This window comes from Ancylobacter rudongensis (assembly GCF_900100155.1).
In the GTDB taxonomy this organism is placed as follows: domain Bacteria; phylum Pseudomonadota; class Alphaproteobacteria; order Rhizobiales; family Xanthobacteraceae; genus Ancylobacter; species Ancylobacter rudongensis.
The window spans coordinates 87111-101987 of the sequence record NZ_FMTP01000009.1 but is presented as its reverse complement, the minus strand read 5'-3'; the positions used below and the strand labels follow the sequence as shown (position 1 = coordinate 101987).

Below are 14877 nucleotides of genomic sequence, written 5' to 3'. Positions count from 1 at the left end.
CAGGCGGCGCCGGTCACTCCCGCCGGCCCACGCATGGGCGGGGGGACTGCATCGCCAGCCAGCGGAGATCGCCGACGGCCTCGGCCGGCTCGTAGCCGGTCGGCGCCTCCTGCAGAAGGGCCCGGATGGCCGGCAGATCATGGGCGTCGCAGGCAGCCGCGAGCCGGCGCAGCAGCGTGTCGAGCGCCGGCCAGTCCATCGATGCCTCAGTGGCGGTCATGATACGCGGATGCGCGGTCGGCCTCGCACCGTCGCCGACCAGCAGTTCCTCAAACAGCTTCTCGCCCGGCCTCAGTTCGGTGAACCGGATCTCGATGTCACCCGTGGCCCGGACGGCGGGGCCGCGCCCCTCCTGGGCGACAACAGGGTTGAGGCCGCTGAGGCGCACCATGCGCATGGCGAGATCGACGATCCGCACCGGCTCGCCCATGTCGAGGATGAACACGTCGCCGCCCTGGCTCATCGCCCCGGCCTGGATCACCAGTTGGGCCGCCTCGGGGATCGCCATGAAATAGCGGGTGATGTCGGGATGAGTAACCGTCACCGGGCCATTGGCCTCGATCTGCCTGCGGAAAAGCGGGATGACCGAGCCGGAGGAGCCGACGACATTGCCGAAGCGGACGATGGAGAAGACGGTGTCCCCCGGCATACCGCTCAGAGCCTGGCAGACGAGTTCGGCGATGCGCTTCGAGGCGCCCATGATATTGGTGGGGCGCACCGCCTTGTCGGTCGAGACCAGCACGAAGGCGCGGACCCCGCAGGTGCGTGCCGCTTCCGCAAGAGTGAGGGTGCCGAACACATTGTTGCGCACCCCCTCCACGGCGTTGCGCTCGACCAGTGGCACATGCTTGTAGGCGGCTGCGTGAAAAATCGTATCGACACCGAAGCGGCGCAGCGCGCACTCGACGCGCGCGCGATCGAGTATGGAGCCGAGCAGCGGCACGATCGTCGCCCCCAGCCCCTCGACTTCGGCGACGCCGCGTAGTTCCTCGTCAATGGTGTAAAGACCGAATTCCGACAGGTCGAGGAGAACGAGGCTTGCCGGCTGCTGGCGCAGGATCTGCCGGCAGAGCTCGCTGCCGATGGAGCCGCCCGCCCCGGTGACCATGACCACCTTGCCGCGGATATTGGCGTCGAGCAGTTCCTGCTGTGGCGGCACCAGGTCGCGGCCGAGCAGGTCCTCGATCGCGACCTCGCGGATTTCACTGAGCTCCGCCCGCCCCGAGACGATGTCGGAAAGCCCGGGAACGGTCTGGACGCGCAGGCCCAGCGGCTCCAACCGCTCCAATATGTTGCGCCGCTGGCGGCGCGTGGCGCTGGGAATCGCCAGCAGCACGCATTCGACGCCGTGCTCGGCGACCAGGCTCGGCAGGCGCGCTGGCGAGTGGACGCGCAGCCCGCCAATGTCGCGGCCCTGCAGCTCCGTCGCGTCGTCGACGAAGGCGACGGGAGCGTAGTCACCGCCATGTTCCAGCGTGGCGAAAAGCTGGCGTCCGGCGCTGCCGGCGCCGAAAATGATCACCCGCGCCTTGAGCCGCGCCAGGCGCTGGCGATACAGCGCGCGCAACCCGAAGCGCGCCCCGCCCAAGAGTCCCATCGCCAGCAGCCAATAGATCGCTGGCACCGAACGCGGCAGAAACAGCCCGAAGCTCTTCGCCGCTAGCAGCAATAGCAGCGCCGAGACAGCAATGCCGAAGGCAAGCACCTGCACTGTGCGTCCGGCGACATGCCGCACCACGGCCCGGTAGAGCCCCATCATGCGAAACAAAAGTAAGGTGCAGGGCAGGACTAGCGCGAAGGCGAGCCAACTGGACGGCGTCAGGGCCGGGGAAAACCCGTCGAGACGCAGCGCCATGGCGAGCCCGAAGCTGGTCGCCAGCAGCGCCGCATCGACCAGCATCAGCACGGCCCTTTTCTGGGAACGGCTGAGTCCGATAAGATAGTTGAGAAAGCGTCCTGTCATGTCGTCACCGCCCTGCGGTCCCGCCCCTCATCGGCTTGGTCACGAATCCCGCTATCGGTGATTGCCCTCATGGCCGCACGAATGCCCGCTCCATCACCTGAGCGGCCACGACCCCGGTGCGGGTTACTTCGTCTTCGGTGAGTGTGGGATGGACGAGAAACATGATGCTCGTTTCGCCCAGCTCCCGCGCCACGGGAAGCCTCACAGGAGGCCTCCAGCCCGTTCCCTCAAACGCACGTTCCAGATAAACCTCAGAACAGCTTCCCTGGTAACAAGGCACTCCCAAGGCCGTTATCTCTGCGACGATTCGATCGCGCGACCAATCCTCACCCAATTCACTTTCTTGCACATAAACGTAAAGTTTGTACTGCGCGTGAATATCATCCGCCGCGAGGGGGGACGGCAGGCATAGACCTCGTCCAGCGAAAGGCACGAGCGCGTCCAGTATCCTGTTGGCATTGGCGCGTCGCGTGGCCACCCAGTCGTCGACATGCCCCAGTTGCACCCGCCCGATCGCGGCCTGCATTTCGAGCATGCGCCAATTGGTGCCAAAGCTCTCGTGCAGCCAGCGGAAGCCCGGCGGGTGCTGGCGGTTATACACCGCGTCCCAGCTTTTGCCGTGGTCCTTGTAGGCCCACATGCGGGCCCAGAGATCGGCGTCGTCGGTGGTGACCATGCCCCCTTCGCCGCCAGTGGTCATGATCTTGTCCTGGCAGAAGGACCAGGCACCGACATGGCCGATCGAGCCGACGCTGCGACCGCGATAACGGGCGCCATGGGCCTGCGCGCAGTCCTCAATCACCTTGAAGCCATGGCGCGCCGCCAGTTCCATAATCGGGTCCATGTCGCAGGGCCATCCCGCCAGATGGACCAGCACCACGGCGCGGGTGCGAGGGGTGAGGACGGAGGCGATGCTATCGGCGGTCAGGTTGCCGCTCGCGCGGTCAACATCGGCGAAGACCGGCGTCGCCCCCGCATTCACCACGCAGGACACCGAGGCCATGAAGGTGCGGGGAGTGACGACGACCTCGTCGCCCGGCCCGATGCCAAGGCCGTGCAGGGCGAGATCCAGCGCCACCGTGCCATTGGCGAGGGCAATGGCATGCCGCGTGCCGACCCAGGCGGCGAATTCACGCTCGAACAGCCGCCCCTCCTCGCCGGTCCAGTAGTTGACCCTGTTGGAGGCAAGGACGCGCTGGACGGCCTCCATCTCTTCAGAGGTGACACTCGGCCAGGGAGAGAAGGGACCACCAAGCATGATCAGGACTTAACGAGCGGGCGCGCTGGATTTCCGACAACCGTCACCCCGGGCGGCACGCTCTTCGTCACAACGGCTCCCATGCCGACGACGGCCCCCCTGCCAATGACGATCGGCGCACCCGGACTTCCCTGCCGGATAACAGCCCCCGTGCCGATATAGGCATGGTCCTCGATCACCACATTTCCGTTACACTGAACGCAAGGCGCAAGCGTCACGAAGTCACCCACGACGCAATCATGCGCAACATAGGAATAGATATTCGCGTGAAAGTTGGTGCCGATGTTCACGTTCGACGTTAACGTGACAAACCCACATAGAATATGGCCTTCGCCCAAGGTCACAGCATCAAGAATGCGCACGTTGTCAGCTTTCACGTCAATGAAACCGACACCAGAAGCCAAGCATTTTTCAACGATGGCCTCACGCACCTGCGAATTGGCAATGGCGATCGTGACTTTTTTCTCGGACGCCGGAGCGGCCGCGAATGCCTCCCAGTTCATGACCCGGTGGCCGTTCACGCGATCGACGTCGACATTGTCGTCGATAAACACCGCCTCGGCACCAGCGGGAACGTGGGCCCGAAGCAAGGGCATAACCTCACGGCCAAAGCCGCTTGCCCCGTAAACGGCAAATAGCGTCATCAACGTTGCCCTCCGATGCCGTCAAACCGTGGCATTGTCGCCTCGCCCACGGCGCTTATACCCTCGCGCTTGAAAACCTTTAGAACCGTAAGCGCCAGGACGCGGATGTCGAGCGCCACGCTGCGGTTGTCGACATACCAGACATCCATCTGGAATTTCTCGTCCCACGAAATCGCATTACGCCCGTTCACCTGCGCCCAGCCGGTGATACCCGGGCGCACCTCATGGCGGCGGGCCTGTTGGGGCGAGTAGAGCGGCAGATATTCCATCAGCAACGGCCGGGGCCCGACGAGACTCATCTCGCCCTTGAGGACGTTCCAGAGCTCGGGAAGTTCATCAAGGCTCGAGGAGCGCAGGAAACGGCCGAAACGGGTTAGGCGCTCGCCATCGGGCAGCAACCGTCCCTCGCTGTCGCGCGCGTCCGTCATGGTGCGAAATTTGATGATCTCGAACGGCCTGCCATGCAGTCCGGGCCGTTGCTGGCGGAACAGGACGGGCGAGCCCAGCCGGGCGCGCACGATCAGTACCAGGACGAGAAACACCGGAAGCAGGATGACGAGCAGCGTTCCGGCGACCAGAATGTCGAAGCCGCGTTTCATGACCACCGCACTCCCCCTTCCGGCGCCCGCACGCGCGAGCTGCCCCGCGGCGCCTGGCGAGGTGCCGGCGGACGGCCCCCGGCGCGCGCGGATGGCGGCGCCCGCTCCTCGGCCACCTCCGCTCGCCCAGTGACCGACCGCGGCGTCATCAGGGCGCAGCAGGCGGCGAAATAGGCGAGCATGGTTGCCGTGCGCAGCGGGTAGTCCACAACGGAATGCAACATCAGCAGCAGAATGGCCAGCGAGGCGCATTGCTGTAGCAGGCGCAGGCGCGCCTCACCCGGCGGCACGGCGGAGAACCAGAGGCGCCAGACCCGTTCCACGAACCAGACCAGAAAGATCGCCACCAGCAGCGCGCCCGGCAGGCCCGTCTCCAGGAAGAACTCCAGCCAGTCATCATGGGCGCGGTTGATATATTGCGGCGCGAGCGTGGTGTCCTCATAGACGGGGAAGACGGCGGTGAAGGTGCCGAGCCCGGTCCCGAAGGGCAGCGCCTCGGTCGCAGCCTGCAGCGTCTTCTCATTGAGGGTCGTGCGCAGCTGGTCGACGAGGCCGGCGTCGAAACGGGTCAGGAAGCGCTCGGCGCCGAGCTGCCCGACCAGCAGGACAAGGCCCGCCGCGATGAGGATGACGAGGCCCCGCACCCAGCGCGGGCGGGCCTCACGCCCGCTCAGCAGCGCGAGCAGGGCCGGCGCCATCGCCACCACCCCCGCCACCGCCACCAGCAGCAGCAATATGCCCGCGCGCGAACGGGCGAGCGCGATGCCCGCCAGCAGCAGCAGCGCCATCGAGAACGCCAGGGCGACCCAGATCGCCCGCTGGGTGGTGGGCGTGCGGTGCGAGAGCACGCGCTCGCCCCGCGCCGCGAACCACGCCACGCCGAGCAGGAAGGTGACGTAGAGCTGGGCGGCGAAATGATTGCGGTTGGCGAAGAAGCCGACCGATTCGCTGCGGTTGCTGATCTCGAAAAAGCGCAGCGGGCTGGCCGGCCCCTGCATCACCTGCGCGATGCCGAGCCCGAGCGCCATCATGCCGAAGCCGAACGCCCAGCCGGAAAAGCGCACGCGCTGGTCCTCGTCCAGCAGCGCCACCAGCAGGAAAAGCGCGAGCGGGGGGAGGACGGCCGGCAGCGCGGCAAGGCTGGCCGCGGGGTCGACAGAGGAACTTCCGGTCCACGCACCTTCCAGCCCGGCCCCGCCCGCCGCCACGATCCGGGCCGAAATACCTTCCCAGCCGGGGGCGCCGAACAGGGGGATGAACTGGGCGAGAGCAATGAGAAGACCGACCACCGACAGGCCGACGCCGCAGGCCAGCCCAAAGCCCAGCTGTGCCGGGCGTGCCCGCGCCGTCAGGCGGTCAAGCCAGAGCCACGCCGCCAGGGCGAGAAAAGGCAGGGAGAACAACTGCAGCAGCACATCGGCGAGAAAGCCGGTGCGGGTCGCCCCGCCGAGCACGACATTGGCGAACAGCAAAAGGACCGACGCGATATACGCCGGCCCCCAATCACCATGTGGCTTCAAAAACAGGGCCAAACGCCCCTGTCAGGGACTAACCGGGAAAATGAACCCATTGCCGCTTCCATTGTCGGAGAGCGCGATGGCCGCCGCGACGCCGCCACCAACGGCGACCGCACCAACGACCAGCCCGGTGGAACTATCCACGGCCAGACCGCAGCCCGGAACCTGCAGTGTCGTGGTGGTGGAGCCGGGAACCATAACGGTGCGAGAGCTGCCGAAATCGACCACAGCGCTGCCGGCGCCCTGCACCGAAACCTTGTCGCCGCCCTTGAGCGAGGTGCCGACACCGGCATTGGCAAAGCCCTGGCCACTATCGACCAGAACCGTACCGACCGCTTCCGTCAGCGTTCCTGTCGCCTGGCAAGCATCAGCCATTGCCGACCCGGCCATACCCAGAAAGGAAAACCCGACGACGACCGCATACGCCACTGAACGCTTCATTTCGCCCCTCAATCACCCTAGCACGCCACTGGCGCGTGAGCCTTACAGAATGTTACTAGCTTCACGTTCGGAAATCAAAGAGACATATCCCAATCCCGTTTGGCCGATCACTCTTATCCCGCCTCTCGTGACCGGAATGCAACAATACCGATCCGTTTACTCTCGTTCTTCCTGACATCGTGGTTAATGCCCCCCTCACGCGGGGAGAGGCCGGGACCTATTCTTGATGGCATACAGTTACCATGATGATTAAATGCTGTCAGCCGTTGCAGGATATGCAGTCGAACCTTATAAGCACCGCCATGGACGACATGCGCTTGGCTCGGCAAAGACCGGCTCAACCGGGAAAATCGGCGCCCGCCGGGACGATGTCACCAGCCTGCGGTTCAAGTCCGGCCGATGATTGACCTGCATAACCATATTCTGCCTGGCATCGATGACGGCGCTGCCGACCTTTCCGTCGCCTTGGAAATGGCCCGGATGCATGTTGCTCAGGGTGTCGAGATCGTTGCCTGCACACCCCACATCCTGCCCGGCGTCTACCACAATGAGGGCGCTGCGATCCGCCGGGCGGTCGACGCCCTCCAGAAGGCTCTGGATGAGGCGGGGATCCCGCTCATCCTCATTCCCGGCGCCGACAATCACGTCGTTCCCGACTTTGTCGGCGAACTGCACCGGGGGCGCCTGCTGACGCTGGGTGATACGCGCTATGTGCTGGTGGAGCCGCCACACAACGTCGCGCCCGCCCGACTTGATGAGTTGGTCTTTACCATTCTTTTGGCAAATTATGTGCCGATACTGACACACCCCGAGCGGCTCAAATGGGTGGAAGAGAAGTACGAATTGATCGAGCGCATGGCGGCGCGCGGTGTCTGGATGCAGATTACATCCGGCTCTCTGAGCGGCCGCTTTGGTCGTCGTCCGAAATACTGGGCAGAGCGGATGATCGGCGAAGGAAGGGTGCATATCCTTGCCAGCGACGCCCATGATACAGTCAAGCGCCCTCCGGACCTTGCGGAGGGTCGTCTCGCGGCCGAGCGACTGGTGGGGACGGCGGAAGCGGCGCAGATGACGGTGGGCCGTCCGAGGGATATTGTTTTGAATAGGGCGCCGGCGGAATCCGCGCCTATAACGGTGGTGAAGTTTGATGAGGTGGGGCCGGAAGACCGCGGGAATGTCCGCGCGCACCGCAGCGATAGCGGCGGGGCTGGCGATTTTCTTGGCCGGCTGCGTCGCCTCTTCGGGCGATAGCCCCTCGCCGAGCGCCGAGGCGGCCGTCCCGCCCTCGGCCTCCACCGCCAGCTTTGCCAGCGCCGGCGCCACCGCGCCGTCCGCAGCGCGCGCCTCCGCCACGCGCTCAGACCCGACCTCCTCGTCCAGCGGAGGCACCATCGGTGCGCGGGCAGCCGCAGGAGGCTCTCAGATCCCGGTCAGCACCGTGTCCGAGCCGATCCCGGCCAGCGAGGTGGCCGCCGTTTCCGCCGCAACCGCCGTAAGCACGCCGGGCTCGGAAGGGTACCGCGTGGGCCCGCTCGACGTCCTCGACGTCACCGTGTTCAAGGTCGAGGACCTGACCAAGGTCGTGCAGGTGTCCGAGAGTGGCAATTTCACCTTTCCGCTGGTCGGAGAGGTTAAAGCCTCGGGGCGCACGGTCAGCGAGATCGAAAAGGACCTCGCCACCAAGCTAGGCGGTAATTATCTGCGTAACCCGCAGGTGACGGTTCTCGTGAAGGAATATAACAGCCATCGCATCACAGTGGACGGCGCGGTCAACAAGCCGGGCGTGTTCCCGATGCAGGGGCCCATGACGCTGCTGCAGTCGGTGGCGATGGCGGGCGGCATGCAGGAAGTGGCGGACGGCACGATCCTGGTGTTCCGCCGCGTCGAGGGCAAGACGGCCGTGGCCAAGTTCAGCGTCGCCGATCTGCGCTCGCAAAAGGCCAGCGACCCGGATCTTGTGGCCGGCGACATCGTGACGGTACCCACTTCCGACCTGAAGGTCGGCATGAAGTACATTTTGCAGACGGTGCCGCTGTTCAACTCCTTCATGCTGTTGTAGCCCAACCAGAGCGAGCAGTGGCATGCGCCATAAAGGAAGCAGAAACGGATGATGGGCGAGGGGGCGGACAGCGGACGGCCAGGCGGGAGCGAACGCAACCTCCCGGTTGTGCAGGAGGGTCGGAACCTTCCGGTCGGGCGTGACAGCTACGGCTATGGCTACGGTGCCGCCGCCTATGCCGCGCCCGACACGCATCACGAGTCCGAACTCGCCGCTGCGCTGCACTATGTGATCGGCATCGCCCTCAAGTGGCGGATACTGATCCTCAGCACCGCCGGCGCCTTCGTCGTCCTCGCTCTCGTCTACAGCTTTCTTGCGACGCCGCTCTACACCGCCAATGTCCGCATCCAGATCGACAACGAGGCCAGCAAGGTCGTCGATGGCGGCGTTCTCGCGCCGGCCGAGCGCGGCGGCGCCGAGTTCCAGAAGACGCAGTACGAGCTGCTGAAGAGCCGCGCCATGTCCGAGCGGGTGGTGGCGGCGCTGGCGCTCGATCAGAGCCCCGAATTCACCACGACCTCGCCAGGGCTGATCGGCAGCCTCTTCGGGCTGTTCTCGGGCCCCAAGGAGGAAGTCGATCCTGCAGAGGCACAGGAACGCAATCACCGCGTCAGCGTCAATCGGGTAAAGGGCGACGTCAATATCCGCCCCGTCGCGGCCTCGCGCCTCGTCGACATCAGCTACACCGACACCTCGCCCGCCCGCGCGGCCTCGATCGCCAACGCCTATGCTGACGCCTATATTGCCTCGAATCTCGACAAGCGCTTCGAGGCCAGCTCCTACGCCAAGGTGTTCCTTGAGGACCAGATCAAGCAGCTGAAGCTGCGGCTGGAAGAGTCCGAAAGGGCGATGCTCGCCTTCGCCGAACGCGAGAACATGGTCCAGACCAACGACAAGGTCTCGATCGCCGAGAGCAATCTCGCCGCCGCCAACACCGCGCTCGGCCAGCTTATTTCGACCCGCATCCGCGACGAGGAAAGCTGGCGGCAGGTGGAGGCCTCCAGCGCGATCAACCTGCCGCAGCTGCTGACCAACAACGTCATTGACGGCCTGCGCACCCAGCGCAACCAACTACGGCGCGACTATGAGGAGGGGCTTGAGACCTTCAAGCCCGGCTATCCCGCCATGGTCGAGATCGCCAACAAGATCGCCGAGATCGACCGCCAGCTCGCGACCGAGGTCACCACCATCCGCAACTCGCTGCGGGCCGCCTTTGAATCCTCGGCGAACCAGGAAGCGCAGATGCGCCAGCGGATCGAGGAACTGCGCGGCGAGGTACTGGCCCTCCAGAAGAAGAGCATCCAGTACGGCATATTGCAGCGCGAGGTCGACTCCAATCGCAACCTCTATAATGACCTGCTGCAGCGCTTCAAGGAGGTCGATGTCGCCAGCGGCGTCGGCACCAACAATGTATTCATCGTCGACCGGGCGCTTCCCCCGCGCGGGCCTTCGCACCCGCGGACCATGCTGCTTCTCGCCGGCGGGCTGATGCTCGGCCTGGTGTGCGGCTTCGGCGCGGCAAGCCTGATCGAGCTGCTCGACGACCGGATCCGTACCCCCGAGGATGCCGAAAAGGCGACGGGACTGCCCATTCTGGGCATCGTGCCCCGGGCGGAATTCCCCAAGGGCATCGTCGCTGAGCTCAGCGATCCACGATCGCCAGTGGCCGAAGCCTACCGATCGCTTGCCACCTCGTTGCAGTTCTCGACCGAGACCGGACTGCCGCGCACGCTGGTCGTCACCAGCGCCGGCGCCTCGGAAGGCAAGTCCAGCACCGCCATCGCCCTGGCCCGCCATTACGCCATCACCGGCAAGCGCGTGCTGCTGATCGACGCCGATCTACGCCGCCCCTCGGTGCACTCCAAGCTCGGTTATGACAACGCGGTCGGCCTTTCCAATTGCCTCACCGGCATGTCGACGCTGCACGATGTGGTGCAGGCGACCGACCTCGCCACGCTCGACTTCCTCGCCTCCGGCCCGCTACCCCCCAACGCGGCCGAGATCCTGGGCGGCACCCATGTTTTCTCGCTGATCTCGGTCGGGCTGGAGATCTATGATCTCCTCATCTTCGACAGCCCGCCCATGCTTAGCATCGCCGATGCCCAGCTGCTCGGCGCCGCCGCCCAGGCCACCATCTTCGTCACCGGCTCGGGCGACGGACGCCGCGCCATTGCGCGCAACGCGCTGCGCCGGCTGCAGATCGCCCGCGCCGTCACCATCGGTGTGGTGCTCACAAAGTTCGACACCCGCAGCGCCCATTACGGCTACGGCTATGGGTACGGCTATGGCTATGGCTATGAATATGGCCAGGGCACCGATACCGGCAGCACCAGCGGGAGCGGCGGCGGCCTCAGTGGCGGCCTCAGCGGGGTGAAGGCCCTGCTGCCGAAATTCGGCCGCCGTGACACCAAGACCGACCACTCCGAAGCGGCGTGACCATGCCGGAGCCCGACGCGCTGGACGCCGCGCTCGCCCTGTTCAAAGACCCCGTGTCGGCGCGTAGCATGCCTAACCTCTCGCTGCCGCCCGGCATGGACCGGGTGCTGGCGGTCGCCGTCGGCGACGAGGAGGCGCTGGCCGCCGCCGAGCGGCGCAGCGGCATCGGGCGCGGTCCGCTGCAGCAGGCGGCCGGCTTCTTCATCGAGCAGGCTCTGCTCTTCCACGACGCCGACAGCTATCGCGTCCTGGGCGCAGGCCGCAACGCGACGCATGAGGAACTGCGCCACAACATGGCGTTGCTCATGCGCTGGCTGCATCCCGACCTGCAGTCGCTGCGCAGCGGCCCGCTGGACCGCGAAGTGTTCACCGCGCGTATCTCCCGCGCCTGGGAGGACCTGAAAACCGGGGAGCGTCGCAGCGCCTATGACCTGCGCCATCCGCCAGCCGGGCCGTCCCGCCCGGCCCCGGGCTCGGGACGCCGCGAGGCGCGGGTGTCGGCTGACTCGCGCGGCGGCACCCGTAACGGCGCCGGCAAGGGCGTCTCCGGCAAAGCCAGCACAGGAAAAGCCGGCGCAGCAAAAGCCGGCACGGCCATGGGCGGATCCTCCCGGCCGGCATCGGCCGGCCATGCCACGGCCTCGGGCGGGGCCGCGAAGATCCGCCGTCCCGGCGGCACGAACGGCGCGGCCCGGCGGCACCCCCTGCCGCTCAGCGTGAACCGGATCGAAGGCGCCTCCTTCTGGGTGCGCCTGTGGGGCTTCCTCTGGAGGCCGCGATGAGCGAGGGATCCCGCCCGCCGTCGCCCCGGCGACGCCGGTCTGCGCGCGCGCCGCGACCGCGACGGGTCTGGCTGCGCACGCTGCGCCTCGCCGTCGCCGTTCATCCCTGGCGCTGCGCCGGAATCGGGGCCGGCGTGCTGGTTCTCCTCGCCCTGATCGCGACCACCTCGCTGCCCATGGCGCTCGCCGAGCGCCATCCCTCGCTGGCACTGGCGCTGCATCCCGACCATCCCCGCGCCCTGCTGGCGCTGGCGCAGGAGGAGCGGGCCCGGCTCACCGCCGCCATGGCGCAGAAAGAAGAAGAGGCTGTGGCGCGGGCGGAGGAAGCGGCCTCCGCTGCCGCCGCAACAGCCGCCGCCGCGCCGGCCGAGACAGCCGCGAGCGGCGACGGCGGCGCAGGCGGGGACGAGGCCGCCGCGCCTCCCGCGCCTCCCGCGCCCGCCAACGATGCCGACGCCCTCGCGCGGCAGGAGCGGGAGCATGCCGCCTCCCTCACGACGCCCGAAGCCACCGAGCCGGACGCACCCGAGGCCGCCGATTCCGTGCCGCCGCCCGCGCCGGAAGATCTGCCGGCGCTGCGTGCCGCCCTCAGCGATCTCGCCGCGCGCATTCGCGCCCGCGCGCCACTGGACGCCACGGCGTGGCGGCTGAAAGGTGACACCTCGGACGACCTGGCCGCCGCCCGCCAGGCGATGACGGAGGCGGTGGCGCGCTCGCGCCGGGAGACCGTGGCCGCCTTCTGGCTGATGCACCAGGACTATGAGCGGCGCGACTATGCCGGGGTGGTGCGGTTGGCCGACGTGCTGCTGCGCACCCGCCCGGCACTGGACGAATACACGCTCAGCTATCTCAGCTCGCTGTCGCTCACGCCCGAAGGACGGGCGGCGCTGGTGACGGCGCTCATCGAAAACCCCAGCTGGCGCGGGCTTTTCCTGCGGAGCATGGGCAGCAAGCTCGCGGCCTCGGACGCGCCGCTCGCCCTGTTCCAGGCTCTCAAGGACGCCGGCAGCCCGCCGAGCGAGGCTGAGCTGGTTCCGCTCCTGCGGGCGCGCATCGCCGCCGAGAAGCGGGCGGGCGGCGCCTACAATATCTGGCTGCAGATGCTGCCGGAGGACGAGGTGCTGAAGGTCCGGCCGGTCAACAATCTCGATTTCGCCCAGGACCCCAGCAGCCTGCCCTTCAACTGGAGCCTGCCGCGCTCGGTGAACGCTTTCATCGATTTCCAGCGCGCCAGCGGCGATGACGCGGGCCGGGTGCTGCGCATCCGCTTCGGCGTCGGCCGGGTGAGGCTCGGCTCCCTGGAGCAGATCACCTTCCTGCGGCCCGGCAGCTACCGCTTCTCCGGTGAGCAGAAGGGGCTGATGTCGTCCAAGCGCGGCATGGTCTGGCAGGTGCTCTGCGCCGGCGGCGGACCGCCGGCCGGACAGTCGAGCCAGTTGCTCGGCGCCCCGCGCAGCTGGCGCCCCTTCTCCTTCGACATCACCATTCCCAATAATAGCCGCTGCGACTCCCAGCGCCTGCGGCTGATCCACGATTCGCGCTCCACCTCGGAACAGTTCGCCTCCGGCGAAATCCAGTTCCAGTCGCTGCAGATCACCCCGCTGGAGCCCGCGGCCTCCGGCGGCTGACCGGCACCTCTTCCGCCCCCTCGCGCTTGCCTAAAATCAAAGCCGCCCCCCTGAGCGGCGGCTAAGGTATGCTCGTACGGCCACGCACCCTTCAGGGCCGGCTGCTGGCGCATATGTGCTGAAAGGGCAGGACCGATGAAAAAGGCGACCCTCGACACGTCGGAATCCCTCTCCCGCAAGATCTATGACAAGGAACTCAAGCGCCTGCACGGCGAGCTGGTCGCCCTGCAGGAATGGGCGAAGGCGACCGGCGCCAAAATTTGCGTGCTGTTCGAAGGGCGCGACGGCGCCGGCAAGGGCGGCGTCATCAAGGCCATCACCGAGCGCGTCAGCCCGCGCGTCTTCCGCGTCGTCGCCCTCCCCGCCCCCAGTGAACGGGAGAAATCGCAGATGTACGCCCAGCGCTACCTGCCGCATCTGCCGGCGGCGGGCGAGATCGTCATCTTCGACCGCTCCTGGTACAACCGCGCCGGGGTCGAGCGGGTGATGGGCTTCTGCACCGAGGCGCAGGCGGAGAAGTTTCTCGACACCATCTCCGCCGTCGAGCGTGTGATCATCGACTCCGGCGTGATCCTGCTCAAATACTGGCTGGAGGTGAGCCCGGAGGAACAGACAAGGCGGATCGAGCAGCGCATCCATGACCCGCGCAAGATCTGGAAACTCTCGCCGATGGACCTCAAATCCTACAGCCGCTGGTATGATTATTCGCGCGCCCGCGACGCCATGTTCGCCGCGTCCGACAGCGCCTGGGCGCCCTGGTATGTCGTCGATTCCAACGACAAGAAACGGGCGCGGCTGAACGTCATCAGCCACCTTCTGTCGAAGGTGCCCTATGAGGCGCCCGCGCGCGCGAAGGTCAAGCTGCCGAAGCGGCAGAAGCCGAAGGATTATGTGGAACCAGAGGATGTGCGCCACCACGTCCCGGCGATCTTCTGAACATCACCCACCCGCCACCGGCGGCAAAGACTCAGGAGCGAAACGATGAGCGACACCACCAGCCCGGCCGGCGGGCCACACCAGCTCCTCGGCGACGAGAGCTTCATGTCCGCCGCGGATCTGCGCGGCTATATGGACAAAGTCGCGTTGGCGAAGATGAACGAGGCGGTGGAGGCGATGGACCGCGCCCGCCACGCCAAGGAGGAGCTCGCCAAGACGCTCTCCCAGCCGATCGACCTCACCCCGGCCAAGCTGCACGAGATCACCGAGACGCTACTGATCAAGCTGCGCGCCGCCGCCGAACGCGGCGAGAACGAGATCATGGTGATGCGCTTCCCCAACACGCTGTGCAGCGACCACGGCCGCGCGGTCAATAATGCCGACGCCAACTGGCCGGACTCGCTCACCGGGCGCCCGCGTCAGGCCTATGAACTCTGGCGCGACCATCTGCGCCCCGCCGGCTACGGGCTGTCTGCCATGATCGTGGAGTGGCCCAACGGCATGCCGGGCGATGTGGGGATGTTCCTGACCTGGGGAAAGTAGTAAGTTCATACGGCTTAGCAGGCTGGTGCATTCAGCCGGCTGAACCGTAAGCGCGACTTTCCCTCCGCGCG

At 66.6% G+C, this 14877-nt stretch carries 13 protein-coding genes; 7 read left to right on the top strand and 6 right to left on the bottom strand.

Annotated elements, in window-relative coordinates; all coding sequences use genetic code 11:
* Positions 1–13 precede the first annotated feature (13 nt).
* From BLO63_RS18655 to BLO63_RS18630, 6 genes are all read right to left on the bottom strand, one after another.
* Positions 14–1963 (bottom strand): polysaccharide biosynthesis protein, encoded by a 1950-nt coding sequence (locus BLO63_RS18655; RefSeq protein WP_091443804.1) that lies wholly within the window; start codon positions 1961–1963, stop codon positions 14–16.
* A gap of 67 nt (positions 1964–2030) precedes the next feature.
* Positions 2031–3221 carry a DegT/DnrJ/EryC1/StrS family aminotransferase gene (locus BLO63_RS18650; protein WP_280138071.1) on the bottom strand — a complete coding sequence of 397 codons (1191 nt, stop codon included), beginning with the start codon at positions 3219–3221 and terminating at the stop codon, positions 2031–2033.
* A gap of 2 nt (positions 3222–3223) precedes the next feature.
* Positions 3224–3865 (bottom strand): acetyltransferase, encoded by a 642-nt coding sequence (locus BLO63_RS18645; protein WP_205409364.1) that lies wholly within the window; start codon positions 3863–3865, stop codon positions 3224–3226.
* Entirely contained in the window at positions 3865–4464 is a 600-nt protein-coding gene (locus BLO63_RS18640) for a sugar transferase (RefSeq protein WP_091443795.1), read from the bottom strand. Before BLO63_RS18640 ends, BLO63_RS18645 begins: the two co-directional genes overlap by 1 nt.
* Positions 4461–5936, bottom strand: a complete 1476-nt coding sequence (locus BLO63_RS18635) for an O-antigen ligase family protein (protein WP_244517968.1) — start codon at positions 5934–5936, stop codon at positions 4461–4463. Before BLO63_RS18635 ends, BLO63_RS18640 begins: the two co-directional genes overlap by 4 nt.
* A 69-nt stretch (positions 5937–6005) precedes the next feature.
* Positions 6006–6422, bottom strand: a complete 417-nt coding sequence (locus BLO63_RS18630) for a hypothetical protein (protein WP_091443789.1) — start codon at positions 6420–6422, stop codon at positions 6006–6008.
* Positions 6423–6821: 399 nt separating this feature from the next.
* On the opposite strand from BLO63_RS18630, the gene BLO63_RS18625 reads away from it, so the two are divergent.
* From BLO63_RS18625 to BLO63_RS18595, 7 genes are all read left to right on the top strand, one after another.
* Entirely contained in the window at positions 6822–7673 is an 852-nt protein-coding gene (locus BLO63_RS18625) for a tyrosine-protein phosphatase (RefSeq protein ID WP_091443786.1), read from the top strand.
* Positions 7597–8481: a polysaccharide biosynthesis/export family protein gene (locus tag BLO63_RS18620; RefSeq protein WP_091443783.1), complete on the top strand. Its 885-nt coding sequence runs from the start codon at positions 7597–7599 to the stop codon at positions 8479–8481. The genes BLO63_RS18625 and BLO63_RS18620 overlap by 77 nt, the downstream gene beginning before the upstream one ends.
* Positions 8482–8529: 48 nt before the next feature.
* Entirely contained in the window at positions 8530–10917 is a 2388-nt protein-coding gene (locus BLO63_RS18615) for a GumC family protein (protein WP_091443780.1), read from the top strand.
* Positions 10918–10919: 2 nt separating this feature from the next.
* The gene (locus BLO63_RS18610) at positions 10920–11699 is read left to right on the top strand and encodes a J domain-containing protein (RefSeq protein WP_091443777.1); all 780 of its coding nucleotides are present in this window, start codon (positions 10920–10922) and stop codon (positions 11697–11699) included.
* Between the two features lie 134 nt (positions 11700–11833).
* Entirely contained in the window at positions 11834–13327 is a 1494-nt protein-coding gene (locus BLO63_RS18605) for a hypothetical protein (RefSeq protein WP_091443774.1), read from the top strand.
* 135 nt (positions 13328–13462) lie between these two features.
* The gene (ppk2, locus tag BLO63_RS18600; protein ID WP_091443771.1) at positions 13463–14263 is read left to right on the top strand and encodes a polyphosphate kinase 2; all 801 of its coding nucleotides are present in this window, start codon (positions 13463–13465) and stop codon (positions 14261–14263) included.
* A gap of 45 nt (positions 14264–14308) precedes the next feature.
* Positions 14309–14806 (top strand): hypothetical protein, encoded by a 498-nt coding sequence (locus BLO63_RS18595; protein WP_091443768.1) that lies wholly within the window; start codon positions 14309–14311, stop codon positions 14804–14806.
* Positions 14807–14877 lie beyond the last annotated feature (71 nt).